The organism is Streptomyces sp. NPDC001796, assembly GCF_042892355.1.
Lineage (GTDB): Bacteria > Actinomycetota > Actinomycetes > Streptomycetales > Streptomycetaceae > Streptomyces.
In genome coordinates this window covers 215,842-240,478 of sequence record NZ_JBIAUC010000004.1, presented here as the reverse complement: position 1 = coordinate 240,478, position 24,637 = coordinate 215,842, and the positions used below count along the sequence as shown (strand labels likewise).

General features: G+C 71.1%; 22 protein-coding genes, 1 tRNA gene and 1 riboswitch. Of the genes, 14 read left to right on the top strand and 9 right to left on the bottom strand.

Annotation, left to right across the window (positions count from 1 at the left end; all coding sequences use genetic code 11):
• Positions 1 to 92 precede the first annotated feature (92 nt).
• Together ACFYZE_RS10710 and ACFYZE_RS10705 are read left to right on the top strand one after the other, a co-directional pair.
• Positions 93 to 2,033, top strand: a complete 1,941-nt coding sequence (locus ACFYZE_RS10710) for a tetratricopeptide repeat protein (RefSeq protein WP_388990940.1) — start codon at positions 93 to 95, stop codon at positions 2,031 to 2,033.
• 89 nt (positions 2,034 to 2,122) lie between these two features.
• Positions 2,123 to 2,196: transfer RNA gene (locus tag ACFYZE_RS10705), tRNA-Met, on the top strand.
• Between the two features lie 177 nt (positions 2,197 to 2,373).
• On the opposite strand, the gene ACFYZE_RS10700 is transcribed toward ACFYZE_RS10705, so the two are convergent.
• Positions 2,374 to 2,790, bottom strand: coding sequence for a Fur family transcriptional regulator (locus ACFYZE_RS10700; protein WP_388990938.1), 417 nt, complete (start codon positions 2,788 to 2,790; stop codon positions 2,374 to 2,376).
• A gap of 158 nt (positions 2,791 to 2,948) precedes the next feature.
• Between ACFYZE_RS10700 and ACFYZE_RS10695 the strand changes: the two genes are divergently transcribed.
• Positions 2,949 to 4,409 carry a catalase gene (locus ACFYZE_RS10695; RefSeq protein WP_388990936.1) on the top strand — a complete coding sequence of 487 codons (1,461 nt, stop codon included), beginning with the start codon at positions 2,949 to 2,951 and terminating at the stop codon, positions 4,407 to 4,409.
• A 111-nt stretch (positions 4,410 to 4,520) separates the two neighbouring features.
• Here the strand turns inward: ACFYZE_RS10695 and ACFYZE_RS10690 are convergent, their stop codons facing one another.
• Together ACFYZE_RS10690 and hisN are read right to left on the bottom strand one after the other, a co-directional pair.
• Positions 4,521 to 4,916 carry a cyclic nucleotide-binding/CBS domain-containing protein gene (locus tag ACFYZE_RS10690; RefSeq protein ID WP_388990934.1) on the bottom strand — a complete coding sequence of 132 codons (396 nt, stop codon included), beginning with the start codon at positions 4,914 to 4,916 and terminating at the stop codon, positions 4,521 to 4,523.
• Positions 4,917 to 5,274: 358 nt separating this feature from the next.
• A complete protein-coding gene (gene hisN, locus ACFYZE_RS10685) occupies positions 5,275 to 6,075 on the bottom strand; it encodes a histidinol-phosphatase (protein WP_388990932.1) in 801 nt (266 codons plus the stop codon).
• A 207-nt stretch (positions 6,076 to 6,282) separates the two neighbouring features.
• Between hisN and ACFYZE_RS10680 the strand changes: the two genes are divergently transcribed.
• Positions 6,283 to 6,930 (top strand): TetR/AcrR family transcriptional regulator, encoded by a 648-nt coding sequence (locus tag ACFYZE_RS10680; RefSeq protein WP_388990930.1) that lies wholly within the window; start codon positions 6,283 to 6,285, stop codon positions 6,928 to 6,930.
• On the opposite strand, the gene ACFYZE_RS10675 is transcribed toward ACFYZE_RS10680, so the two are convergent.
• The 4 genes from ACFYZE_RS10675 to ACFYZE_RS10660 all read right to left on the bottom strand — a co-directional run bounded on the left by ACFYZE_RS10675 (position 6,924) and on the right by ACFYZE_RS10660 (position 10,600).
• A complete protein-coding gene (locus tag ACFYZE_RS10675) occupies positions 6,924 to 7,247 on the bottom strand; it encodes a multidrug efflux SMR transporter (RefSeq protein ID WP_103839322.1) in 324 nt (107 codons plus the stop codon). The genes ACFYZE_RS10680 and ACFYZE_RS10675 overlap by 7 nt on opposite strands.
• Before the next feature lie 100 nt (positions 7,248 to 7,347).
• The gene (gene rsgA / locus ACFYZE_RS10670) at positions 7,348 to 8,358 is read right to left on the bottom strand and encodes a ribosome small subunit-dependent GTPase A (protein WP_388991452.1); all 1,011 of its coding nucleotides are present in this window, start codon (positions 8,356 to 8,358) and stop codon (positions 7,348 to 7,350) included.
• Positions 8,359 to 8,375: 17 nt separating this feature from the next.
• Positions 8,376 to 9,716 (bottom strand): 3-phosphoshikimate 1-carboxyvinyltransferase, encoded by a 1,341-nt coding sequence (gene aroA / locus ACFYZE_RS10665; protein WP_388990928.1) that lies wholly within the window; start codon positions 9,714 to 9,716, stop codon positions 8,376 to 8,378.
• Between the two features lie 152 nt (positions 9,717 to 9,868).
• Positions 9,869 to 10,600 (bottom strand): M50 family metallopeptidase, encoded by a 732-nt coding sequence (locus ACFYZE_RS10660; protein WP_388991450.1) that lies wholly within the window; start codon positions 10,598 to 10,600, stop codon positions 9,869 to 9,871.
• A gap of 49 nt (positions 10,601 to 10,649) precedes the next feature.
• On the opposite strand from ACFYZE_RS10660, the gene ACFYZE_RS10655 reads away from it, so the two are divergent.
• The 10 genes from ACFYZE_RS10655 to ACFYZE_RS10610 all read left to right on the top strand — a co-directional run bounded on the left by ACFYZE_RS10655 (position 10,650) and on the right by ACFYZE_RS10610 (position 20,835).
• Positions 10,650 to 11,474: an SOS response-associated peptidase gene (locus ACFYZE_RS10655; RefSeq protein ID WP_388990927.1), complete on the top strand. Its 825-nt coding sequence runs from the start codon at positions 10,650 to 10,652 to the stop codon at positions 11,472 to 11,474.
• A gap of 10 nt (positions 11,475 to 11,484) precedes the next feature.
• Positions 11,485 to 12,111: an alpha/beta family hydrolase gene (locus tag ACFYZE_RS10650; RefSeq protein ID WP_388991448.1), complete on the top strand. Its 627-nt coding sequence runs from the start codon at positions 11,485 to 11,487 to the stop codon at positions 12,109 to 12,111.
• A gap of 253 nt (positions 12,112 to 12,364) precedes the next feature.
• Entirely contained in the window at positions 12,365 to 13,045 is a 681-nt protein-coding gene (sigR, locus tag ACFYZE_RS10645) for an RNA polymerase sigma factor SigR (RefSeq protein WP_219822307.1), read from the top strand.
• The gene (rsrA, locus tag ACFYZE_RS10640; RefSeq protein WP_388990925.1) at positions 13,042 to 13,344 is read left to right on the top strand and encodes a mycothiol system anti-sigma-R factor; all 303 of its coding nucleotides are present in this window, start codon (positions 13,042 to 13,044) and stop codon (positions 13,342 to 13,344) included. Before sigR ends, rsrA begins: the two co-directional genes overlap by 4 nt.
• Before the next feature lie 195 nt (positions 13,345 to 13,539).
• A complete protein-coding gene (locus tag ACFYZE_RS10635) occupies positions 13,540 to 14,958 on the top strand; it encodes an HD-GYP domain-containing protein (RefSeq protein ID WP_388990923.1) in 1,419 nt (472 codons plus the stop codon).
• Positions 14,955 to 16,202 (top strand): HD-GYP domain-containing protein, encoded by a 1,248-nt coding sequence (locus ACFYZE_RS10630; RefSeq protein WP_388990921.1) that lies wholly within the window; start codon positions 14,955 to 14,957, stop codon positions 16,200 to 16,202. Before ACFYZE_RS10635 ends, ACFYZE_RS10630 begins: the two co-directional genes overlap by 4 nt.
• Before the next feature lie 140 nt (positions 16,203 to 16,342).
• Positions 16,343 to 17,323 (top strand): tetratricopeptide repeat protein, encoded by a 981-nt coding sequence (locus ACFYZE_RS10625; protein WP_388990919.1) that lies wholly within the window; start codon positions 16,343 to 16,345, stop codon positions 17,321 to 17,323.
• A gap of 97 nt (positions 17,324 to 17,420) precedes the next feature.
• The gene (def, locus tag ACFYZE_RS10620) at positions 17,421 to 18,071 is read left to right on the top strand and encodes a peptide deformylase (protein ID WP_388990917.1); all 651 of its coding nucleotides are present in this window, start codon (positions 17,421 to 17,423) and stop codon (positions 18,069 to 18,071) included.
• A 317-nt stretch (positions 18,072 to 18,388) separates the two neighbouring features.
• Positions 18,389 to 19,474: an epi-isozizaene synthase gene (gene cyc1, locus ACFYZE_RS10615; RefSeq protein WP_388990915.1), complete on the top strand. Its 1,086-nt coding sequence runs from the start codon at positions 18,389 to 18,391 to the stop codon at positions 19,472 to 19,474.
• Positions 19,471 to 20,835 carry a cytochrome P450 gene (locus ACFYZE_RS10610; protein WP_388990913.1) on the top strand — a complete coding sequence of 455 codons (1,365 nt, stop codon included), beginning with the start codon at positions 19,471 to 19,473 and terminating at the stop codon, positions 20,833 to 20,835. The genes cyc1 and ACFYZE_RS10610 overlap by 4 nt, the downstream gene beginning before the upstream one ends.
• 64 nt (positions 20,836 to 20,899) lie before the next feature.
• On the opposite strand, the gene ACFYZE_RS10605 is transcribed toward ACFYZE_RS10610, so the two are convergent.
• Entirely contained in the window at positions 20,900 to 21,907 is a 1,008-nt protein-coding gene (locus ACFYZE_RS10605) for a ribonucleotide-diphosphate reductase subunit beta (RefSeq protein WP_388990911.1), read from the bottom strand.
• A 56-nt stretch (positions 21,908 to 21,963) separates the two neighbouring features.
• Entirely contained in the window at positions 21,964 to 24,342 is a 2,379-nt protein-coding gene (locus ACFYZE_RS10600; RefSeq protein ID WP_388990909.1) for a ribonucleoside-diphosphate reductase subunit alpha, read from the bottom strand.
• Between the two features lie 142 nt (positions 24,343 to 24,484).
• Positions 24,485 to 24,575, bottom strand: a riboswitch (cobalamin riboswitch).
• Positions 24,576 to 24,637 lie beyond the last annotated feature (62 nt).

The window sequence follows — 24,637 nt, the reverse complement described above, 5'->3', positions numbered from 1 at the left end:
TCTGTGGGCATGTCGACAAAACGCTGAAGTGACCTCACTGGCTGCGGTATACCAGGTGTACCCAGGTTGCAGGTGGTGCGACGATGGACGTTATGGGGGACAAGGCAGCTCTGTTCGGGACGGGCCGATTTGTACGGCCCGCCGACCGGCTCGTGGATCGGCCGGCCGAGCAGTCCGCCGACATGTCCGCTCACGGGTTCGCCCACCAGTCCGTCGATCACTCGGCCGATTCCTCTGCCGATTCCTCCGTCGACCCATCCGATGACCGGGCTGTCGAGCAGGCCGTCGAGCGGGACGAGGCCGGTGAGGCGGCCGAGGAGGCACGGCAGCGGCTCGCCGCCGAGGCCGGTGACGTCCAGGCGATGAGCGTCCTCGGCGCCATGCTGCTGCGCCGTGGCGATCTCGACGGAGCCGAGCCCCAGCTGCGGGCCGCCACCGCCGCGGGTGACCGCGCCGCCGCCAACAACCTGGGTGTCCTCCTGCATCAGCGCGGATACGCCGAGGAGGCGGCCGGCTGGTGGCGCATCGCCGCCGTCGCCGGGTCCGCCGCGGCCGCGCACGCCCTCGGAAGGCACCACCGCGAGCGCGGCGACGAGCCGGCCGCCGAGTACTGGCTGCGCCAGGCGGCCGAGCAGGGGCATGTCCTGGGCGCGTACGCGCTCGCCGATCTGCTGGAGCACCGCGGTGACGACAGCGCCGAGCAGTGGATGCGGGCCGCCGCGGAGCGCGGGCACCGTGAGGCCGCGTACCGGTTGGCGAGAACGCTCGACCGCAGGGCGCTGGGCGAGCAGGAGGCCGGCGCTGACAACGGTGTCGAGCCGTCCGCGCTCGAGGAGGCGGAGCAGTGGTACCGGCAGGCCGCCGCGCGCGGTCACCGGCGCGCGGCGCTGCACCTCGGGGCGATCCTGGAGCGGCGGGGCGATCTGAAGGAGGCCGGTCGCTGGTACCTGACGAGCGCGAAGGACGGCGAGGCGCGGGCCGCCTGCGCGCTCGGCTTCCTGCTGCGGGATGCGGGGGATACCGAGAGCGCCGCGGTGTGGTGGCTCAGAGCCGCCCAGGAGGGCGACGGCAACGCGGCGAACGCGCTGGGCGCGCTGCACGCCGAGCGTGGAGAGACGCAGACGGCCGAGCGGTGGTACCGGGCGGCGATGGACGCGGGCGACGTCAACGGCGCGTACAACCTGGGGCTGCTCTGTGCCGAGCAGGGGCGGACCGCGCAGGCCGAGCAGTGGTACCGGCGCGCGGCGTACGCCGGGCATCGGGAGGCGGCGAACGCGCTGGCCATCCTGCTGCTGCAGGGCGGGGACGCGACGGGGGCGGAACCCTGGTTCTCCAAGGCGGCGGAGGCGGGGAGCGTGGACGCCGCGTTCAACCTGGGGATTCTCTACGCCGGGCGGGGCGACGACGACACGGCCCTCGGATGGTACGAGCGGGCGGCTGCCGCCGGGCACACCGAGGCGGCGCTCCAGGTCGGGATCGCCCGACTGCGCCAGGGGGACGAGCAGACGGCCGAACGGCATCTGCGCTGCGCCGCGGGGGGCGGCAGCGCGGAGGCGGCGTACCGGCTGGCCACGCTCCTGGACGCGCGGCGGCCGCCGGCGCCCGAGCACGAGCTGGGGGAGCCGTCGCACGAGAAGAGCGAGTGCGAGGAGTGGTACGAGCGGGCGGCCTCGCAGGGGCACCGCCGGGCGCAGGTACGGGTCGGGATGCTGGCCGCCGCGCGGGGGGACGTCGTGGAGGCGGCGCGGTGGTACCGGGAGGCGGCGGAGGGCGGGTCGCGGAACGGCGCCTTCAATCTCGGGCTGCTGCTGGCGCGGGAGGGCAGCGAGCCGGAGGCGGCGCTGTGGTGGACCCGGGCGGCCGACGCCGGGCACGGGCGGGCGGCGTTGCGGCTGGCGCTGGTCTACGCGCGTCAGGGGGAGCTGGCGGAGGGGCAGCGGTGGGCCGACCGGGCGGTGTCGCTGGGGCCGGCGGAGGTCGCGGAGCGGGCGGCGCGGTTGCGGGACGCTCTGCGGGAGGAGCTGTCGGCGTGACGGAGAGCGGCTCTGGGCGCCGGAGGAGCGGGCGCCGCTGAAGCGATTTGCCTCTGTCCGTGTCGCTGACGTAATGTTGCGTTCACCGACGCGGGGTGGAGCAGCTCGGTAGCTCGCTGGGCTCATAACCCAGAGGTCGCAGGTTCAAATCCTGTCCCCGCTACTGAAGGACCGAGGCCGGAACCCGAATGGGTTCCGGCCTCGGTCTGTTGATGCCGGTCTGTTGATGCGTCGATGCGTCCCCTGTGGCGCTTGATGCGTCCCCTGTGGCGCTTGATGCGTCCCTTGTGGCGCTTGATGCGCCCCTTGCGAGGCGGACGCAAAGCCCGGCGAAGCGCCGCTACGCCGCCGAGCAGTTCGGGCACAGGCCGCGGTACGTCACCTCTACGTCCGACACCGTGAAGCCGAAGCGCTCCGAGGCGGGGAGGTCCGCCAGCGGGTTGCCCATCGGGTGGACGTCGCGGATCGTTCCGCAGTTGGCGCACACCAGGTGGTGGTGCGGCCGGTGCGCGTTCGGGTCGTACCGCTTGGCGCGCTTGTCCGTGGTGACCTCGAGCACCTCTCCCAGGGACACCAGCTCACCCAGCGTGTTGTAGACGGTTGCCCGGGAGATCTCCGGCAGCTTCGCGACGGCGCGCGCGTGCACCTCGTCGGCCGTCAGGTGGACGTGCTCGCCGTCGAGGACCTCGGCCACGACGCGCCGCTGCGCGGTCATCCGCCATCCACGTCCGCGCAGCCGTTCCAACAGGTCACTCATACCCACCAGCCTAACAGCTGCGGACCAGATTCCGAACAGGTGTGACTTTGGATGCTTGCTTGACTTGGACTTAGTCCAATGTAGGATCGAGTTCGGCGCTGGTCCGGATGACCGGTCTGCGGAAGGCAAGGCAGTGGCAGTGACTGAGGAGGCTTAAAGTGACGCAGGGACCGCTCACGACGGAGGCCGGTGCTCCGGTGGCCGACAACCAGAACAGCGAGACGGCAGGCGTCGGCGGCCCGGTTCTCGTTCAGGACCAGCTGCTGCTGGAGAAGCTCGCCCGCTTCAACCGGGAGCGCATCCCGGAGCGAGTGGTGCACGCCCGTGGCGCGGGTGCCTACGGCACCTTCACGGTCACCGCCGACGTCACCCCGTACACGCGTGCCGCCTTCCTCTCCGAGATCGGCAAGCAGACCGAGGTCTTCCTGCGCTTCTCGACCGTGGCGGGCAACCTCGGCGCCGCGGACGCGGTCCGCGACCCGCGCGGTTTCGCGCTGAAGTTCTACACCGAAGAGGGCAACTACGACCTCGTCGGAAACAACACCCCGGTGTTCTTCATCAAGGACGCCATCAAGTTCCCCGACTTCATCCACACCCAGAAGCGCGACCCCTACACGGGCAGCCAGGAGGCGGACAACGTCTGGGACTTCTGGAGCCTCAGCCCGGAGAGCACCCACCAGGTGACCTGGCTCTTCGGCGACCGCGGTATCCCGGCGTCCTACCGCCACATGGACGGCTTCGGTTCGCACACCTTCCAGTGGAACAACGAGGCCGGCGAGGTCTTCTGGGTCAAGTACCACTTCAAGACCGACCAGGGGATCAGGAACCTCACCGCCGAGGAGGCCGAGATCCTCGCGGGGAAGGACCCCGACTCGCACCAGCGTGACCTGCGCGAGGCGATCGAGCGGGGGGAGTACCCGACCTGGACCGTCTCCGTCCAGATCATGCCGGCGACCGAGGCGGCGACCTACCGTTTCAACCCCTTCGACCTCACCAAGGTGTGGCCGCACGGCGACTACCCGCTGGTCGAGATCGGCAAGCTCGAGCTCAACCGCAACCCGGAGAACGTCTTCGCCGAGGTCGAGCAGTCGATCTTCAGCCCCGCCCACTTCGTGCCCGGTATCGGTCCCTCCCCGGACAAGATGCTCCAGGGCCGCCTGTTCGCCTATGGCGACGCGCACCGCTACCGCGTCGGCATCAACGCCGACCAGCTCCCGGTGAACCGCCCGCACGCGGCCGAGGCGCGCACCCACGGCCGGGACGGCTTCCTGTACGACGGCCGTCACAAGGGCGCCAGGAACTACGAGCCGAACAGCTTCGGCGGGCCGTTCCAGACCGACCGGCCGCTGTGGCAGCCGGTCCCGGTGCAGGGCGCCACGGGCAACCACGAGGCCCCGGTGCACGCGGAGGACGACGACTTCGTGCAGGCGGGCAACCTGTACCGCCTGATGTCCGAGGACGAGCGGGACCGCCTGATCGGCAACCTCGCGGGCTCCCTCTCGCAGGTCTCGCGCGACGACATCGTCGAGCGCGCGATCGAGAACTTCCGTCGGGCCGACGGCGACTTCGGCAAGCGCCTGGAAGCCGCGGTGCAGGCCCTGCGTCCCGTTCGCGGCTGAACCGGCGCCGCCCACGCCGTCCCGGTCGCCCGTATGCCGGGCCGCTCGGTCGATGGTCGCGGTCGGGTGCGGTGCCTGTGCGGATCCTGTCCGGACAGGCACCGTCGTGCATCAGTTCACCGCTGCCGGCCGGCGGGCCGGGGCCCAGCAGCGGATGATGTCGCGGACCGAGACGACGCCGACCGGTTGGTCGTCGTCCAGGACGATCAGATGCCGGAAACCGCCGTGGGCCATGGCCCGCGCGGCCTCCTCGAGGGTCCAGGACGGCGCGGCGAACACGACGTCCATGGTGGTGTGGGCCTGGGCCCGTTCGATGTCCGGGCTCTGGCCCAGGCCGACGGAGTTGAGGATGTCGCGCTCGGTGAGGATGCCGGGGCCGCCGGCGTCCGGGTCGAGGACCACCGCCGCGCCGACCCGGCGGGCGGACATCAGGGCTGCTGCCTGGCGGAGAGTGTGTGCGGGGCCGATGGTGAGGACCACGGTGCTCATGGCGTCGCGAACGAGCATGGGGCGGAGCCACCTCCTACGAGTGCGCTGGAGCTACGAGTGCGCTGGACCGAACCCACTCGACCGCACTGGCTCAGGGCTCCGGAACCGTGGGATGCCGCCCGCCGGAAGCGCCCGCCCCAGGCTTCACAAATTCACAAGTGGGTGATGCCCAGGTTCCCAGGCAAAGGGCCGGTCAACAAGAGGGCGCGCGACGTGAGTTCAGGGGCGCTCGCGGTGCACAGAAGCACCCTTGTGCACCCCTGGTGTCTCGTACCGTCCGGTAGGGGCTGGTCACCGGTAGGGGCTGGTCACCGGTAGGGGCTGGTCACCGGTAGGGCTGGCACCGCTCATTCGGATACCGGCAGGACCGCTCGGGCTAGTACCGGTCGTTCAGATGGTCGAGCAGGGTGTCGTGGAGCAGCCCGTTGGACGCGGCCGCGTTGCCGCTGTGCGGGCCCGGGCGGCCGTCGAGGCCCGTGAAGGAGCCGCCGGCCTCGGTCACGATGATCGCGTTCGCCGCCATGTCCCACAGCGACAGCTCCGGCTCGGCGCAGATGTCCACCGACCCCTCCGCGACCATCATGTACGGCCAGAAGTCGCCGTAGCCACGGGTGCGCCACACCGCGCGTGTCAGGTCGAGGAAACCGTTCAGCCGGCCCTGCTCCTCCCAGCCGGACAGTGACGAGTACGCGAAGGACGCGTCCGACAGCCTTGAGACGCGCGACACGTGCAGCCGCGACGCCGAGGACAGACTGCGCCCCGTGAACGCGCCGTGCCCCTTCGCCGCCCACCAACGCCGGCCGAGCGCGGGCGCCGAGACGACACCGACGACGGGCTGGAAGCCCCCTTCGCCCGCCTCCATCAACGAGATCAGCGTGGCCCACACCGGCACGCCGCGCACGTAGTTCTTGGTGCCGTCGATCGGATCGATCACCCAGCGGCGCGGGCCCGTGCCCTCGACGCCGTACTCCTCGCCGAGGATCGCGTCCCGCGGCCGGGCGCGCTGGAGCTGGCCGCGGATCAGCTCCTCGGCCGCCTTGTCGGCCTCACTCACGGGTGTCATGTCCGGTTTGGTCTCGACCTTGAGGTCAAGGGCCTTGAACCGGCCCGTGGTCGCGGCGTCGGCCGCGTCCGCGAGCACATGGGCGAGCCGCAGGTCATCGAGATAGTCGGGCATGACCGAACCGTATCTGCCCCTTCGCCGCACCGGCCACACGGGACGGGGGATCTTCCTGGGGCGCCTCCGCGGGCGGCCCCGCGCCGCCGTGCGATCGCGGCGTGTGACGGCCGGTGCGCGCCTTTCCATGCCGCCGAGAACCCTTGACACGGTTGGTGCACGCGTCAACCCTGTGCGTCAGAGCCGCTGGTCCCGAGGGAGGCGACGATGCCTGCAGCGCGGGAATCCCTGCTGGACGCCGCCTATACGGCGCTCCAGCGCCGTCCGTGGTCCGCCGTGCGCATGGTGGACGTGGCCGCGGCGGCCGGTGTCTCCCGCCAGACGCTGTACAACGAGTTCGGCAGCAAGGACGGGCTCGCCCGCGCACTGGTGCGCCGGGAGGCGGACGGGTACCTCGCCGGTGTCGAGAGGGCTCTCGCCGTACCCGGGGGCATCGGCGAGCGACTGGCTTCGGCCGCGGAGTGGACCGTCTCGGCGGCCCGCGAGAACCTCCTCGTCCGCGCGATGCTCACCGGATGCTGGAGCGAGTCGTTGCCGTCGCCGTCGCTCGCGGCCGTGTCGTCCGGCTCCGCCGTACCGGCACAGCGGCGGGCCGATGGGCCACTGCCCTCACCGTCGGATCTTGTGGGTCTGGTCCTTGATCGCGCCGTGGCGGCGGTGGCCGTGCCCGGCATGGGCAAGGGCGATGCAGCCGAGCTGGCCCGTGCCTGTGAGGTGGTCGTCCGGTTGTCGCTGTCGTGTGTGGCGGCTCCGCCGGGGCAGAGCGGGGTCGCGGAACTGGTGCGGGCTGCTCTGCCGCGGCAGGTGCGCCCCGAACCCCACCTCTTGTGGGGCGTGCCCCCTCGGGCTCAGTGAGCCGAGCCCGAGAGCTGCAAGCCGATCACCCCCACGATCACGAACGTGATCGAGACGATCTTCAGCGTGGACACGAGGTCACCCAGGAACACCATCCCGTAGATCGCCGTCCCCGCCGCCCCGATCCCCGTCCACACCGCGTACGCCGGACCCACGTCCAGCTTCCTCAGGGACAGCGTCAGGAGGCCGAAGCTGCCCAGCGCGAAACAGCAGAACGCGATGGTCGGCCAGAGCCTGGTGAAGCCGTGGGAGAGCTTGAGGCAGACGGCGAAACCGGTCTCGAGAAGTCCGGCCACGATGACCAGCAGCCACGCCATGTGTCGTCCTCCACGTCCCCACGCCGACTGCTCAGGCCCTGTCGGATCTCGGTGCGTGTAAGCCTTTACCTGCGTGTGAGGGACCCAAACACCGGCGAGGTCAGTCCCCTTCCCTGCGTTCCCGCGTGGCGAGCAGCCTGCGCAGGGAGTACAGCCGGGCCGGATCCGCGTGCCCCTCGGCGACCCACGCGTCGAGCGCGCAGTCCGGTTCGCCGTGGCTGCACGCCCGAGGGCAGCCCTCGGTGCCGGGCTCGAGGTCCGGGAAGGCGTGGATGACGCGGGACGGATCGATGTGGGCCAGGCCGAAGGACCGTACGCCCGGGGTGTCCACGACCCACCCGTCCGCCTCCCGCAGCGGCAGCGCCAGCGCCGAGGTCGTGGTGTGCCGGCCACGGCCCGTGACCGCGTTGACATGCCCGGTCATGCGGCGCCGGTCCTCCGGAACCAGCGCGTTGACCAGGGTCGTCTTGCCCACACCCGAATGCCCGACGAAGGCGGTGACCTTGCCGTCGAGGTGGGCGCGCACCCGGTCCGCGGCGTCGCCGGTCTCCAGTTCCTCACGGCTGGTGACGACGTAGGGGATGTCCAGGTCGCCGTACAGCTCCAGGAGCTTCTCGGGCGGGGCGAGGTCCGACTTGGTCAGCACCAGCAGCGGGTCGAGGCCACCGTCGTAGGCCGCGACCAGGCAGCGGTCGATCAGGCGCGGGCGCGGCTCGGGGTCGGCGAGGGCGGTGACGATGGCCAGCTGGTCGGCGTTGGCGACGACCACGCGCTCGTAGGGATCGTCGTCGTCGGCGGTGCGGCGCAGCACCGAGGAGCGCTCCTCGATACGGACGATCCGCGCGAGAGTGTCCTTCATGCCGGACAGGTCGCCGACCAGGGCGACGCGGTCACCGACCACCGCCGCCTTGCGGCCGAGTTCACGGGCCTTCATCGCCATGACCGTACGGCCCTCGACGAGGCAGGTCAGCCGCCCGCGGTCGACGGTGAGCACCAGGCCCTCCGCCGCGTCCTCGTGCTTCGGCCGGATGTTCGTGCGTGGCCGGTTGCCCCTGCGGTTGGGACGCGTGCGGATGTCGTCCTCGTCGGTGTGCTTGCCGTAGCGGCGCATGGTCGTCAGTCCGCCCGTCAGTTCCCCAGCATCCCGGTCCACAGGTCGGGGAAGTCCGGCAGCGTCTTGGCCGTGGTCGCCACGTTCTCGATCCGCACGCCCTCGACCGCGAGGCCGATGACGGCGCCCGCGGTGGCCATGCGGTGGTCGTCGTAGGTGTGGAAGACCCCGCCGTGCAGGGGGCGCGGGCGGATGTGGAGACCGTCGGCGGTCTCGGTGACGTCACCGCCCAGTTCGTTGATCTCCTTGGTCAGGGCGGCCAGGCGGTCCGTCTCGTGCAGCCGCAGATGGGCCACGCCGCGCAGGGTGGACGGGGAGTCCGCGAGGGCCGCGACCGCCGCGATGCCCGGGGTCAGCTCGCCGACCTCGCTCAGGTCCACGTCGATGCCGTGGACGGCACCGGAGCCGGTGAAGACCAGGCCCCGTTCGGTCAGTTCGCAGGAGCCGCCCATCTCGGTGAAGATCTCACGCAGGCGGTCGCCGGGCTGCGTCGTTCGGGCCGGCCAGTCCGGGATGACGACCTTGCCGCCGGTGACCAGGGCGGCGGCGAGGAACGGCTGGGCGTTGGACAGGTCGGGCTCGACGGTCAGGTCACGGCCGAGCAGGGCGCCCGGGGTGACCCGCCAGACGTTCGGCTCGCCACCCGACTCCGGGGTGTCGACCTGGGCGCCGACCGCGCGCAGCATGTCGACCGTCATGCGGATGTGCGGCAGGGAGGGCAGCGTCGCACCCGTGTGGCGGACCTCGACGCCCTGGTTGAAGCGGGGGGCGGACAGCAGCAGGGCGCTGACGAACTGGGAGGACGAGGACGCGTCGACCGACACCGGTCCGCCGTCCAGCGCGCCGCCGCCGTGGACGGTCAGCGGCAGCGCGCCGCGGCCGTCGTCGTCGATACGGGCGCCGAGGGCGCGCAGGGCGTCGATCACGCCGTTCAGGGGGCGTTCGTACGAGCGCGGGTCGCCGTCGAAGCGGACCGGGCCGTCGGCGAGCGCGGCCACCGGGGGCAGGAAGCGCATCACGGTGCCGGCGTTGCCGACGTCGACCGTGGCCGGGCCGTGCAGTACGGCGGGGATGACGCGCCAGGTCTCGCCGGAGCCGTCCGGGCCGCCCGCGACGGAGGAGCTGGATGTCACCGTCTCCTCGATGCCGACGCCCATCGCGCGCAGGGCCGCGGCCATCAGCAGGGTGTCGCGGGAGCGGAGCGGGCGGCGCAGCCAGCCCGGCTCGGAGGCGAGGGCGGCGAGCACGAGGGCGCGGTTGGTGACCGACTTGGACCCGGGCACGTGAACCGTCGCGTCGACGGCTCCGCTCGCGTGCGGGGCGGGCCAGAGGTCGGTGTGCGGGGGGTTCGGGGCCATGGCCCCACTCTATAAGGGCGCTGTTGAGGGGAGCATCGTTCGGGAGCGGCGCCGTCATGGCCGGTCGCCGTCCCAAAGTCCCCCGGCTCCGTCGAACAGGGGATCTCCTCGCGGCGGTGCCGCACATCGACACGGTGGCGCCCCGTTCGGCGTCACATCTCCAGCAGCCAGCGTCCGCCGCCCATCAGGGAGCACAGCGACACCGCATGGAACAGGAACAGCCACAGCCCGGCGGGCACGTTCGTCAGCCGGGCGAGCTGGTCGGCGTCGGAGTCCCGGGCACCCGCGCGCGACCGCTTGACCTGCAGCTCGAAGGCGGGGCGTACGCCGCCGAGGAGCAGGAACCACACCGCCGCGTAGGCGAACGCCGCCTGCACCTGCGGGCCGGTCAGCCAGGACACCGCCAGGAACGTGCCGCCGGTCAGCAGCACGGTCAGCGCCCCGTAGGCGTTGCGGATCATCACCAGCATCGACACGAGCAGCGCTGTCGCCAGCCACAGCAGCGCGGTGATGTGCCCGGCGGCCAGCAGCGCCGCGCCGCCGAGGCCGAGGAGCGGGGGAGCGGTGTACCCCGCGGCGGCGGTGAGGATCATGCCGAGCCCGTACGGCTTGCCACGGCTGACCGTCAGGCCGCTGGTGTCCGAGTGGAGCCGGATTCCGGTGAGCGTGCGGCCGGTGAGCAGCGCGACCAGGCCGTGGCCGCCCTCGTGCGCGATGGTGATCGCGTTACGGGATATCCGCCACAGACTGTGCGGGACGACCACGGCGAGCGCCGCGACCATGGTGGCGATCACCACCCACAGAGCGGGGTCCGGTTGGCTGCCGAAGACCTCGTCCCAGAGATCGGGCAGCGAACTCAGCGAGGTCGAGGCGAGGCTGTCCATTGCGGTGAGTGGCTCCAGGGTCGTCGGCGGATCTGGCAGTGTGGCACGCATGTGCGGACGGTACGCAGCGAGTCGCAGGCCCGAGGATCTCGCAGGAATCTTTGAAATCGACAAGATCGAGGAGTCGGAGCCGGAGGAGTCTCCGGCGCCCGACTACAACGTGGCTCCGACCAAGGAGGTGTACGCGGTCCTGGACCGTCCTGTGAAGGACGCCGACGACCCGCGCCCGGTTCGCCAGCTGCGCAGGCTCAAGTGGGGCCTCGTCCCCTCCTGGGCCAAGTCGCCCGAGGGCGGCGCCCGCATGATCAACGCGCGTGCCGAGACCGTGCACGAGAAACCGTCGTACCGCCGGGCCTTCGCCGCCCGGCGCTGCATCCTGCCCGCCGACGGCTACTACGAGTGGGTCACCGGCAAGGACGAGCGCGACCTGGAGGTCGAGGGCAGGCGCAAGCGCCCGCGCAAGCAGCCGTACTTCGTGCTGCCCGCCGACGGCACGGTCTTCGCGATGGCCGGGCTGTACGAGTTCTGGCGGGACAGGACCCTGCCCGACGACCACCCGCGGGCCTGGTGGGTGACCTGCTCGGTGATCACCACGGAGGCCGAGACGACACCGCTGGCAGTGGCGCCGGCCGGGGGCCCGCGCACCCTGGCCGACATCCACCCCCGGATGCCGCTGATGCTCACCCCGGACCGCTGGGACGCGTGGCTCGACCCCTCCCGCACGGACCCCGACGACCTGCGCTCCCTGCTGGACCCGCCACCCCCGGGGCTGATGCGCGCCTACCCGGTCTCCACGGCGGTCAGCAACGTCCGCAACAACGGCCCGGAGCTGCTGAAGGAGCTGGCGGGGCCCGAAGAGGGCACACTGTTTTGACGTGACCGATGTGACACAGAGCGTCGAGACGGACGCCGGTACGGCCCGCGTCACCTGGCACCGGGCGAAGCAGGCGGGGCTGGTCCTGGCCGTGAGCCACGGCGCCGGCGGCGGCATCGAGGCACGCGACCTCCAGGCACTGGCCCGGGTCCTGCCCGCGCACGGCGTTAGCGTCGCGCTCGTGGAGCAGCCCTGGCGCGTCGCCGGCAAGAAGGTGGCGCCCGCGCCGAAGACGCTGGATCTGGGCTGGCGCGGGGTGTGGCCCGCGCTCGCCGCCCCGGGGCTGCCGGTGGTCTCGGGCGGACGCAGCGCCGGGGCCCGGGTCGCGTGCCGCACCGCCGCCGAGCTGGGCGCGCACGCGGTCCTCGCCCTGAGCTTCCCGCTGCATCCGCCGGGCAGGCCGGAGAAGTCCCGGGCGGACGAACTGCTGGGCGCGGGCGTGCCCACGCTGGTGGTGCAGGGCGGCAACGACCCGTTCGGCAGGCCCGAGGAGTTCCCCGGGGGCTCCTACGAGATCGTCGGGGTGCCGTACGGCGACCACGGCTTCGCGGTGCCCAAGCGCGCGGACATCACCCAGGAACAGGCCCTGGAGACCATCACCGACGCCGTCGTGAAGTGGGCCACGTCACTGGGGTGACGGTGGGAATGTCGCGAGGCGGACCACTGTTGTCGGGATCAGACAGCACCGGGCGTGCTGTACGCACCGACGAGAGGAAGTCCGCCGCATGGGTTCGACCATCTGCCCGAGCCGCAGCAGCAGCGCTGACCTGGACTGGACGGTGCTGCACGCGGCCAAGACCGCTCCGATTCGAGCGGCGGCGGGCAACGATGTTCGTCTATCCTCCGATTCGAGTGGGATCGGTTTCGGTCCTGCCACGTCGCTGGAGGAGGTGGGTCCGGTCACCGGTACCGACGCAGGGACCGACTACGGCCAGGCGGAGCAGCCCGAGGGCCGGGGCACAGGCATGGAGTCGTCCGCCGAGCGCAGTGCGCGCTTCGAGCGGGACGCGCTCGAATTCCTCGACCAGATGTACTCGGCCGCGCTGCGCATGACGCGCAACCCGGCCGACGCCGAGGACCTGGTGCAGGAGACGTACGCGAAGGCGTACGCGTCCTTCCACCAGTTCCGCGAGGGCACCAACCTCAAGGCCTGGCTGTACCGGATCCTGACCAACACGTTCATCAACTCCTACCGCAAGAAGCAGCGCGAACCCCAGCGCAGCGCGGCCGAGGAGATCGAGGACTGGCAGCTGGCACGCGCCGAGTCGCACATGTCGACCGGTCTGCGCTCGGCGGAGTCGCAGGCGCTCGACCACCTTCCCGACTCGGACGTCAAGGAAGCGCTCCAGGCGATCCCCGAGGAATTCCGCATCGCCGTCTACCTCGCGGACGTAGAGGGCTTTGCCTACAAGGAGATCGCCGACATCATGGGGACACCCATCGGCACGGTGATGTCCCGGCTGCACCGGGGCCGCCGTCAACTGCGCGGCATGCTCGAGGACTACGCCCGCGAGCGAGGGCTGGTCCCGGCCGGCGCCGGAGAGTCGAACGAGAAAGGCTCGGGCTCATGAGCTGCGGAGAGCCGCACGAGACTGACTGCAGTGAGGTCCTGGACCATCTCTACGAGTTCCTCGACAGTGAGATGCCGGACGTCGACCGCACCAAGTTCCAGCAGCACTTCAAGGAGTGCTCCCCCTGCCTGGAGAAGTACGGGCTGGAGGAGGCCGTGAAGAAGCTGGTCAAGCGGTGCTGCGGCCATGACGACGTGCCGACGGACCTGCGGGCGAAGGTCATGGGCCGCATCGAGCTGATCCGCTCCGGCCAGACGGTCCCCGAGCACGATGTGACCGCGACTCCGCAGGAGTCCTGAACTCGAGTTCGGGCGCTCGGTCAATCCTCGGCAGTTCGTCACTCGAACGTGCTAATCCACGGGCCGAAAGCCCATGGATTCGGCCAATGCCACCCCGGTGCGCCACCTGCCCCTCTAGGCTCCCGAGCCTGAATGGGGGCATGACCGGGCCCGCCCGGTTCCTGGGCCGGGCGCCGGTCGGCGGGAGGTGGCGTCGTGGGACCGGTTCGGCCTTGGGGCTACGTGTACGTCGGCTGTGCCGCCCTGGCAGCCCTGTTCTGCGTGGCCCCCGTGCCGGAGCTGCCCGTCCCCTGGTGGGCGGTCACCCTGCTCGCCCTGCTCTACGCCGGCTGCGAGCAGGTCCCCCGGTGCTCCCTCGTGGGCCGACACGCCCCCGACGGCATGGGCACGTTCTTCCCTGTGCTGCTCGCCGCCGCCTTCCTGCTGCCGCCCCCTGCCGCCGCACTCGTGCCGCTGCCTGGCGCCCTGCTCGCCCGGGTCGACGGGCGGCCGGCCTGGCTGCGCCGGACCTGGCGGGCCGCGCAGCTCGCCCTGGCCGTGTGGGCGGCCTCCCGGGTGCACTGGTCGCTCGGCGGCCACGACGCGGTCGTCGGCCCCCGCTTCCCGTACGCGCTCCTGCCCGCGGGCGCCGCCGTGGTGGCGTTCTGCCTGGCGCTCACCGTCCTCGACGGCGGGATCCTGGCGCTCGCCGAAGGCGTACCGGCGCGCACCGCCTGGCGCGGCCTGTTCCTGCGCTCCCTCGCGCCCGTCGCCGTGCACGGCCTGGCCGGACTGATGATGGCCGTGCTGTGGCGCAGCACGTACGGGCCGCTCGCGGCCATGCTCGTGCTGCTGCCCATGTATGTCTCCTGCTGGGTCTTCGCCCAGTACCACCGCGAGCGGGCGGCCCATCAGGCCACGATCCGGGCGCTCGTCCAGGCGGTCGACATCAAGGACGGCTACACCCGCGGGCACAGCGAACGGGTCGGACAGGCCTCGATGATGATCGCCCGCGAACTCGGCATGGACGACGAACGCGTCGAGGTGCTGCGGTTCGCCGGGATCCTGCACGACGTGGGCAAACTCGGCGTGCCCACCAGGCTGCTGCGCAAGGACGGGCCGCTCACCCCCGAGGAGCGGCGGATCATCGAACTGCACCCCGAGTACGGCCACGAGATGGTCCGCGGCATCGGGTTCCTCGACGAGGCGCGGTCCGCGATCCTCCACCACCACGAACGCCTCGACGGCAGTGGGTATCCGTACGGGCTGACGGGCGACCGGATCCCCGAGTGCGCCCGCGTGGTCGCCGTCGCCGACGCCTTCGACGCCATGACCTCCACCCGCTCCTACCGGCGGGCCCGCCCCGTCGCCGCGGCCCTGACCGAACTCCAGCGGTGCGCGGGGTCGCAGTTCGACCCGGCGATGGTACGGGCGTTCGTCCGGGCGCTGGCACGATGGGGGTACCCCCGCTCGAGTGAAGCCGAGGGTGGGGAAGGCCGGCACCCGGTGGTGACCGCGGACGAGGAGCGGCGCGGGGAGGACAGGGAAGCCCGGACGCGCGGAAAGGTGCCGCCTCCGGCCCTGCCCGTGGTCGGCCGCCCGGCCGGGCGGGGACCGGATGGGGGCGGTGCATGACCGCCGGCCGCCGCCTCCCCTTCGTCCTCGCCCACGCGGCGGCCGGGCTCCTGGGCGCCGGCTGTCTCGCCCAGACCCTCTGGCACGGCCTCGAGGAACCCGGTGCCGCCCTCGCCTTCGGGGTGCTCGTCGGCGTCGGCGAGCTCGGCCGGTGGAGCGGCAGCGGCGAGCGGGAGCCCGCACCCCTCGGGGCGGCCGGGGCGCTCGCCTACGCCCTCCTCGGGGAGACCGCAGGCCGGCCCACCCACCATGGGGTGCCCCAGGTCGTCGCGGTGGTGCTCGCGGCCTCCCTCGCCGGCTGCGTGCCGCACGTGGCCCGCGGGCGCGGCCCCACCACCGACCACCTCACCCGCCGCCTGCTCACCGTCGGCTTCGCCGCCGTCTGCTTCCAGCCCCTCTACCACCACGGCGGACCGCAGAACCGGAGCGGACCCGCGTACGCGCTGGTCGTCGTCGCCCTGCTCGTCCTGACCACCCTCTGCGACGCCGTGCTCGCCGCCGCGCTCGCCCACTGCCGGACCCGCTGGCCGTTCGGGCCGCTGCTGCGCGACGAACTGCGCGGCAGGCGCGGCATCGGCTCCGCGGTGTGCGCCACGGGAGCCGTGATGTCCCTGGCCGTCGCGGTCGTCGGCCTGTGGGCGCTGCCCGTCTTCTCGCTGCCGCTGTTGCTCACCCAGCTCTCCTACCGGCGCTACGCGGCCGTGCGCACCACCTACCGGCAGACCATCGTCTCCCTGGCCCGTGCCCCCGAGATCGCCGGGTACACGCCCCCCGGACACGCCCGCCGCGTGGCCGAGCTCAGCAGGGCCGTCGGCCGCGAGATGGGCCTCACCGAGCCCGAGCTGACCGTCCTGGAGTACGCGGCCCTCATGCACGACATCGGACAGCTCAGCCTGGTCGACCCCGTACCCGCCGGGGCCACCGCCCGGCTGCCCGCCGAGGAGCAGCGGCGCATCGCCCTGCTCGGCGGCGCCGTGGTGCGTCAGACCGGCGTGGACGCCGAGGTGGCCGTCGTCGTGGAACGGCAGGCCGACCCCTACCGGGAACAACCGGTGAGCGCCAGAATCGTCCGGGCGGTCAACGCGTACGACGAGATGACGATGGAAGAGACGGGACCGGGGGGACCGCTCAGCGCGCTGGAACGGCTGCGGCTCGCCTGCGCCCACGACTACCAGCCGGAGGTCGTGGAATCACTCGCACGAGTGCTGCAGCGAGACGGTCTGAGGGCTCCGGCGGTGGGGTAACCCATGGGTAATGAGCGCCCGTCCGGCCGTACGTGGTTGGATGCGAGGAGAGGGTGTTCGGGGGCACAGCTCGGTCCGTGGCCCCCGCAGACGGCAGGAATCCGGCAGGCGGGAATCGCAAGGGACTGGCAGGCGGAATCGTGAGGATCTTCGGGAAGGGACGGCACCGGCCCTCCGCCTCCTGGCGGCAGGCCACCGACCGCGCGTTCACCCTGATCGGTGACGGCCGGTACGAGGACGCGGGAGCGCTGCTGACCCGCGCCGCGGATCTGGAGCCCTGGCTTTCGGAGTCCTGGTTCAACCTGGCGCTGCTGCACAAGTTCCGCCACGACTGGGAGCAGGCCCGCACCGCCGGGCTGCGCGCGGTGGCGTTGCTCGAGAAGGAGACCGGGGCGCCCGACTGGTGGAACGTGGGCATCGCCGCCACCGCCCTGCAGGACTGGCCGCTGGCCCGCCGCGCCTGGCAGGCGTACGGGCTGAAGGTCCCGGGGGGTGCCGCGGTCTCCTCGGAGCCCGTCGGGATGGAGCTCGGCAGCGCGGCCGTGCGGCTGTCGCCGGAGGGCGAGGCCGAGGTGGTCTGGGGCCGCCGGCTGGACCCCGCCCGCATCGAGGTGCTCTCCATCCCGCTGCCGTCCTCCGGGCGCCGCTGGGGCGAGGTCGTGCTGCACGACGGGGTACCGCACGGGGAGCGCACGACAGCCGTCGGGCACACCTACCCCGTCTTCGACGAGATCGAGCTGTGGGCGCCCTCGCCGGTGCCCACCTGGGTGGTCCTGCTGGAGGCCGCCACGGAGGCCGACCGGGACGCGCTGGAGCAACTGGCCGCCGACGCCGGGTTCGCCGCGGAGGACTGGTCCTCGTCCGTGCGGCTGCTGTGCCGTACGTGCTCCGAGTCACGGATGCCGGCCGACGAGGGTGACGGCGAGCACCTCGACCCGCACGACCACAGCGAGCCCGGTCACCCGGGGCCGCTGGGGCACCGCACGGACGGGCAGCTGTGGGTGCCCGAGCGGGAGTGCGGGGTGGCCGCGCCGGCATCGCTCGTTCGGGGGCTGCTGGACGGGTGGGTCGCGGACAGTCCTGATTCCCGGGACTGGCGGGACCTCGAAGAGGTGTGTTGACCGGGCCTTCACAGGTCTCCCGGGGAGGTCGCCCGGCCACGCCCCGTAGGCTGTACTCGCAGATTTCCCCATGGTTGCAGGAAGGCGTACGTCGGTCATGGCGCAGCAGGACACCGATCAGCAGCACGCGGGCGTGCTCCCCGTCGACGACGAGGGCTTCGTCGTCGACACGGAGGACTGCGAGGAGCGCGAGACGGCCTGGCGGGAGCGCGGCACCTCGCGGCCGATCACCGTTGTCGGGAACCCGGTGCTGCACAAGGAGTGCAAGGACGTCACCGAGTTCGGCGAGGAGCTCGAGCAGCTGGTCGCGGACATGTTCGCCAGCCAGCGCACCGCGGAGGGCGTGGGCCTGGCCGCCAACCAGATCGGTGTCGATCTGAAGGTCTTCGTCTACGACTGCCAGGACGACGAGGGCGTGCGCCACGTGGGCGTGGTCTGCAACCCCAAGCTGGTCGACCTGCCCGCCGACAAGCGCCGTCTGGACGACAGCAACGAGGGCTGCCTGTCCGTGCCGACCGCCTACGCGCCGCTCGCCCGACCCGACTACGCCGAGGTCACCGGGCAGGACGAGAAGGGCAACCCGATCAAGGTGCGCGGCACCGGCTACTTCGCGCGGTGTTTGCAGCACGAGACGGACCATCTGTACGGCTACCTCTACATCGACCGGCTCTCCAAGCGCGAACGCAAGGACGCCCTGCGGCAGATGGCCGAGAACGAGCCCCGCTACCCCGTGGTGCCCAACGACTGAGCCACCGGGGGTGTCTCGGACACCCCGGCACTTCCTCGTCGACGGCGCCGGCCGGGCACTACGCCCTGCCCGGCGCCGTTCGCGTAGGTGTCGCGTTCATGTGTGCGTCGCACGTTCGATCCCTTGTACGCATGAACTGATCCTTAATCAGTCACGCAAGGGGAGAATCTCGGCACAGTGGGGGAGTGAGTGGAGCAAATCCGTTCCCATGCCGGTCAGTTGTAGTGCTGAATGGAATGCGCGGGACAACGCGACGGCGCTGCGCTCGGCACGACGGAGGGGCGCGGCGCCAACCGGCCGCTGAGAGGGGTTTGTTCGTGCCAGCTTTCCCACACAGCACTTCACCGACGGTGACCGCGGTCGCGGTTCCACCGGCGCTCCGACTGCCGGTGATCGAGGCCGCGTTTCCCCGTCGACTGCATCCGTATTGGCCCCGCCTGCAGGAGAAGACACGTTCCTGGCTGCTGGAAAAGCGGCTCATGCCGGCGGACAAGGTCGAGGAATATGCCGACGGACTGTGCTACACCGACCTCATGGCGGGTTACTACATCGGCGCCCCCGACGAGGTCCTGCAGGCGATAGCCGACTACAGCGCGTGGTTCTTCGTCTGGGACGACCGCCACGACCGGGACATCGTGCACCGCCGGCCCGCTGCCTGGGGCAGGCTGAGGTCGCGACTGCACAAGGCCCTGGACTCACCCGCGGACCATCTGCACCATCAGGACCCCCTGGTGGCCGGGTTCGCGGACAGCGTGCTGCGGTTGTACTCGTTCCTCGGCCCCACGTGGAACGCGCGCTTCGCCCGGCACTTCCACGCGGTGATCGAGGCGTACGACCGGGAGTTCCGCAACCGCACCCTGGGGCGCGTCCCGACGGTGGACGCCTACCTCGCACTGCGCCGGCTCACCTTCGCGCACTGGATCTGGACGGATCTGCTGGAGCTGAGTGCCGAATGCGAACTGCCGGAGCACGTCAGGAAACACCCCGCATACCGGCGGGCGGCCTTGCTGAGTCAGGAGTTCGCCGCCTGGTACAACGACCTGTGTTCCCTCCCCAAGGAAATAGCGGGGGACGAGGTCCACAATCTAGGAATCAGTCTCATCCATCATGAGGGGCTGACGCTGGAAGAGGCCGTCCGAGAAATACGGCGACGGGTCGGGCAATGCGTCACGGATTTCGTCACCGCCGAAAAGGAGGCACTGCGGTTCGCCGACACCCTCGCGGACGGCACGGTGCGGGAAAAGGAATTGGGCATCGCGGTCAGGGCGATCGTCGCAAACATGCGGAACTGGTTCAGCACCGTGTACTGGTTCCATCACGAGTCCGGCCGGTACCGGGTCGACAGCTGGGACGACCGGTCGACACCCCCGTACGTCGACAACGAAGCGGCAGGTGAGAAATGACTCTGGAATCGGTCAGGGCCCAGGCGCCGATGGAGCCGTCTGTTCCGCCGCTCGCCGCGGGCGGCGTCCCCGGTCTCGGACACGGCTGGAAACTGGCCCGCGACCCGCTCGGCTTCCTCGCCCGGCTGCGGGACGACGGCGACGTCGTACGGCTGAGGATCGGCCCGAAGACGCTGTACGCGGTCACCAGCCCCGAACTCGCCGGCGCCCTCGCCCTCAGCACCGACTTCCAGATCGGCGGGGCACTGTGGGAGTCCCTCGAGGACCTGCTCGGCAAACAGGGCGTGGCCACCAGCAACGGGCCGCTGCACAGGCGCCAGAGGCGGGCCATCCAGCCCGCCTTCCGGCTCGAGGCCATCCCCGCCTACGGCCCGATCATGGCGGAGGAGGCGCACGCGCTCGTCGAACGCTGGCGCTCCGGCGCCGCCCTCGACACCACCACGGAGGCCTTCCGCGTGGCCGTCCGCGTCGCCACCCGCTGCCTGATGCGCGGCAGTTACATGGACGCCCGGGCCGAGCGGATCTGTGCGGCGCTCACCACACTGTTCAGCGGGATGTACCAGCGCATGGTCCTGCCCCTGGGGCCGCTTTATCGCCTGCCGCTTCCGGCCAACCGCGAATTCAACCGGGCATTGGCCGATCTGCATCTCCTGGTCGACGAGATCGTCGCCGACCGCCGGGCATCCGGTCAAAAGCCGGACGATTTGCTGACGGCTTTGCTGGAGGCGAAGGACGAGAATGGCGAGGCCATCGGGGAACAGGAGATCCACGACCAGGTCGTCGCCATCATCACCGCCGGAAGCGAAACCGTCGGTTCCATGATCATGTCGCTCCTGAAGGTCCTCACCGAGCACCCCGATCAGGGCGACAAGGTCCGCGACGAGGTGAAAACCGTCGTGGGTGACCGGCCGGTCGCATTCGAGGACGTCCGGAAGCTGACGTACACCGCGCACGTCATCGTCGAGACAATGCGTTTGCATCCCGCCGTATGGATATTGACGCGGCGGGCGGTGGCCGACACACGGCTCGGCGGATACCGCATCCCGGCCGGGGCCGACGTCGTCTACAGCCCGTACGCGATTCAGCGTGATCCGCGCTCCTACCGGCGGCATCTGGAGTTCGACCCCGACCGGTGGCTTCCGGAGCGGGCCAAGGAGGTCCCCAAGCACGCGATGACCCCGTTCGGCGTCGGCAACCGCAAGTGCCCGGGCGACCACTTCTCGATGGCCGAACTCACGCTCCTCACCGCGGCGATGGCCTCCGCCTACCGCTTCGAACAGGCACCTGGGTCCGAGCCCGGGCCCCGCATCGGCATCACGCTCCGCCCGCGCCGGCTGCTGCTGCGGGCCTTGCCCCGCTGACGCCCCTCGCGACGGGCGCAGGTTCAGGCGGCACGCGGGCCGCCCGAACCTGCGCCGCAGGCGTTCAGAAGTCCTCGTCCAGGTCGACGGTGCCCTCCACGGCGACCTGGTACGCCGACGGACGCCGCTCGAAGAAGTTCGTCAGCTCCTGGACGCCCTGGAGCTCCATGAAGGAGAAGGGGTTCTCCGAGCCGTACACCGGGGCGAACCCGAGGCGCGTGAGGCGCTGGTCGGCGACGCACTCCAGGTACTGCCGCATCGAGTCGGTGTTCATGCCCGGCAGGCCGTCACCGCACAGGTCTCGGGCGAACTGCAGCTCGGCCTCGACAGCCTCCCGGAGCATGTCGGTGACCTGCTGCCGGAGCTCGTCGTCGAAGAGGTCCGGCTCCTCCTTGCGGACGGTGTCCACGACGTCGAACGCGAACGACATGTGCATCGTCTCGTCGCGGAACACCCAGTTGGTGCCGGTGGCCAGGCCGTGCAGCAGGCCCCGGCTGCGGAACCAGTACACGTACGCGAAGGCGCCGTAGAAGAAGAGGCCCTCGATGCAGGCGGCGAAGCAGATGAGGTTGAGGAGGAACCGACGGCGGTCCGCCCTGGTCTCCAGGCGCTCGATCTTCTCGACGGAGTCCATCCATGTGAAGCAGAACTCGGCCTTCTCACGGATGGACGGGATGTTCTCCACGGCCGCGAAGGCCGCCGCCCGGTCGTCCGGGTCAGGAAGGTAGGTGTCCAGGAGCGTCAGGTAGAACTGGACGTGGACGGCCTCCTCGAAGAGCTGCCTCGACAGGTACAGGCGCGCCTCGGGCGAGTTGATGTGCTTGTAGAGGGTCAGCACCAGGTTGTTGGCGACGATCGAGTCGCCGGTCGCGAAGAAGGCCACCAGGCGGCCGATCAGGTGCTGCTCGCCCGGGGTGAGCTTGGCGAGGTCGGCGACGTCCGAGTGGAGGTCGACCTCCTCCACGGTCCAGGTGTTCTTGATGGCGTCCCGGTAGCGCTCGTAGAAGTCCGGGTAGCGCATGGGACGCAGGGTCAGCTCGAAGCCGGGGTCGAGCAGGTTCTGGTCAGTCATAACAGTCGGCGCGAAGCGCCGTCCTCCAGGGGTGGTGGTCGGGTGGCGGGTGGGAATTACTGGCAGGCCTCGCAGGACTCGGGGTTCTCAAGGGAGCAGGCGACGGCTTCGGCGTCCGGGGCCGACTGCTGTACGGGGACGGTGGCCCCGGCCCGTGCGGCGCGGGCGATACGGGTCGCCGGGCGGGAGCGCAGGTAGTAGGTCGTCTTCAGGCCCCGCTTCCAGGCGTAGGCGTACATCGAGGAGAGCTTGCCGATGGTCGGAGTCTCCATGAACAGGTTCAGCGACTGGGCCTGGTCCAGGTACGGGGTGCGGGCGGCGGCCATGTCGATCAAGCCGCGCTGCGGGACCTCCCACGCGGTCCGGTAGAGCTTGCGGACGTCCTCGGGGATCCAGGAGAAGGACTGCACCGAGCCGTTCGCGTCACGCAGCGCCTCGCGGGTGCGCGCGTCCCAGACGCCGAGTGCCTTGAGGTCCTGCACCAGGTACGAGTTGACCTGGAGGAACTCGCCGGACAGCGTCTCGCGCTTGAAGAGGTTGGAGACCTGGGGCTCGATGCACTCGTAGGCACCCGCGATGGACGCGATGGTCGCGGTGGGCGCGATGGCGAGCAGCAGCGAGTTGCGCATGCCGACCGCGGCGATGCGTTCGCGCAGGGCCGCCCAGCGCTCCGGCCAGGCCGGCTCGACGTCGTAGTGGTCGGGGTGCAGCACGCCCCGGGCGGTGCGGGTCTTCTCCCAGGCCGCGAGCGGGCCGTGTCGCTCGGCGAGGTCGGCGGAGGCCTCGAACGCGGCGAGCATGACGCGCTCGGCGATCCGCGTGGACAAGGCCTTGGCCCCGGGGGAGTCGAAGGGCAGCCGCAGTTTGAAGAAGACGTCCTGCAGGCCCATCACACCGAGGCCGACGGGACGCCACCTGGCGTTGGAGCGGGCCGCCTGCTCGGTGGGGTAGAAGTTGATGTCGACGACGCGGTCGAGGAAGGTGACGGCGGTGCGGACGGTGGCGTCCAGCCGCTCCCAGTCCATGTCCCCGTCGGCCACGAACGCGCCCAGGTTGACCGACCCCAGGTTGCAGACCGCCGTCTCCCCGTCGTCCGTGACCTCCAGGATCTCCGTGCAGAGGTTGGAGGAGTGGATCACGTGGCCCGGCTCGGCCGTCTGGTTGGCGGTGCGGTTGGCGGCGTCCTTGAACGTCATCCAGCCGTTGCCGGTCTGCGCGAGGGTGCGCATCATGCGGCCGTACAGGTCCCGGGCGGGGATCGTCTTCTTGGCCAGGCCTGCCGCCTCGGCCCTGCGGTAGGCGGCGTCGAACTCCTCGCCCCACAGGTCGACCAGCTCGGGCACGTCCGAGGGGGAGAACAGCGACCACTGCTCGTCGGCGTCGACCCGGCGCATGAACTCGTCCGGGACCCAGTGCGCCAGGTTGAGGTTGTGGGTGCGGCGGGCGTCCTCTCCCGTGTTGTCCCGCAACTCCAGGAACTCCTCGATGTCGGAGTGCCAGGTCTCCAGGTAGACGGCGGCGGCACCCTTGCGCCGGCCGCCCTGGTTCACGGCGGCGACCGACGCGTCGAGGGTCTTCAGGAACGGGACGATGCCGTTGGAGTGCCCGTTGGTGCCGCGGATCAGGGAGCCGCGGGAGCGGATGCGGGAGAAGGCGATGCCAATGCCGCCGGCGTGCTTGGAGAGGCGGGCGACCTGGTGGTAGCGCTCGTAGAGGGAGTCCAGCTCGTCCTTCGGGGAGTCGAGGAGGTAGCAGGACGACATCTGGGGGTGCCGGGTACCGGAGTTGAAGAGGGTGGGGGAGGACGGGAGGTAGTCGAGCCGGCTCATGAGCCCGTAGAGCGCGGCGACGTCGTCCACCGACCGGCTGCCCGTCTGTGGATCGAGCGCGGTGTCGTCGGCGAGTCCGGAGGCGACGCGGAGCATGAAGTGCTGGGGCGTCTCGACGACCTTGCGGGTGATCGGGTGCCGCAGGAGGTAGCGGCTGTACAGGGTGCGCAGGCCGAAGTAGCCGAAGCGGTCGTCGGCCCGCTCGTCCACCAGGGCGTCGAGACGGTCGGCGTGCAGGCGCACGAACGCGGCGGTGCGGTCCGCGATGAGCCCTTCCCGGTGGCCGACGGCGATGGACTCGGTGAACGACGTGACGCCCTGGGAGGCGGCCTCGGCGCGAATGCCGATGGTCAGCAGGCGGGCGGCCAGCTTCGAGTAGGCGGGGTCCTCGGAGATGAGGCCCGCGGCCGCCTCCGTGGCCAGCTCGCGCAGCTCGGCCTCGTCGGCGCGGGCGGACCGGCCGCGCAGCGCGGCGGCGGCGACCCTGCCGGGGTCGGCGTCGGGAAGGTCGGCGGTCAGCTCGGTCAGGGTCCGCAGCAGCGCGGCACCGGGACCGTCGGTTTCCAGGCCCGCGGCTGAAGCCGGATCGGCTGGCACGATGGTCACGTGGGGCTCTCCCTCGCTCGGCACGGGGCCTGGCGGAGGGCAGGGCGGCTCACGAGCGCACGCGGCGTCGCGTCCACCGGCCCATTCCACGAGGCCCGGACGTCAGGGCACCCGGACCGGACGGCCGGGCGCGCTGTCGGCAGGTCCTCGGACTGACGCTCGTACGACGGCATGCGGGCATACGTGTACGAGTACACCGTTGCGGGACAGTTCCGGATTCGCACCGGATTCCCCTGCGGCGACAGCGAGCATGAGCATACATCTTGTGCCGGGCTGCGACGCCACCCCCAGATGT